Origin of the sequence: Phaeocystidibacter marisrubri, assembly GCF_008933165.1 — a bacterium.
In the GTDB taxonomy this organism is placed as follows: Bacteria; Bacteroidota; Bacteroidia; order Flavobacteriales; family Schleiferiaceae; genus Phaeocystidibacter; species Phaeocystidibacter marisrubri.
This window is the reverse complement of record NZ_WBVQ01000014.1, coordinates 1-736: the sequence shown is the minus strand read 5'-3', so window position 1 is coordinate 736 and position 736 is coordinate 1. Positions and strand designations below refer to the sequence as shown.

Here is a 736-nt window from a genome sequence, read left to right as displayed (position 1 = left end):
CCTTCGCTACGAAATCATCAACCCAAGAGAAAACATTGGTGGTAACGTAGTTCCTTACGCTGCTGGTTTCTCAATGAACAACCCATTCACTACAGATCCTGCAAATCCATACAATCTTGATCCGCAAACGGGTAATATCAGCTTCCTGCCTACGGTAGGGGGTGAGGTTTCCGTAATCGCGATGCGTGTGGATGAGTACCGCTTTGACTCTACCTACTTCTTCTGGGAAAAAGTAGGTAGCTCTAACCGGGAGATTCAGGTGGTAATTGGCTCCCCTCAGTTCTGTCAGCAAACGGCCGCTCAAGGGGTGAAACTCGATCCAAATGCTCCGGGTGTGAGTCTCGATGCAAGAGGCAGACAACAAAAAGACTACAACTGTTACGACTCTACCGTTACCCTGCGATTTACTCTACCGGTGGAATGTGTATCGGTTTCACCAGATGGAACCGACTTCCGTCTGACCGCTCCAAATGGTCAGCCTATTCCAGTTAAGGGAATTCAAACGTATTGTAACAACAACAACGAAACCGACAGTATTACGCTCAAGCTGTACAAGCCGCTCATCTTTAATGGAGATTACTTCTTGTACTCTAAGTACGGTACCGATGGCAATACCTTGCTCAACAAGTGTGGTAAACCCATGGAAGAATTCGACACCATTATCCTGAAGGTGAACAACTGTCTGAATCCAGTCTATGGAGTGGTAGGAGTCACGGTAGATCAAGACAGGCGTAAT

Annotated in this window: 1 protein-coding gene; it reads left to right on the top strand. The window is 47.0% G+C overall.

Translation table 11 applies throughout. From position 1 onward, the window contains the following. On the top strand, nucleotides 1–736 hold a 736-nt coding region (locus F8C82_RS14835), incomplete at both ends, for a hypothetical protein (protein ID WP_170266292.1).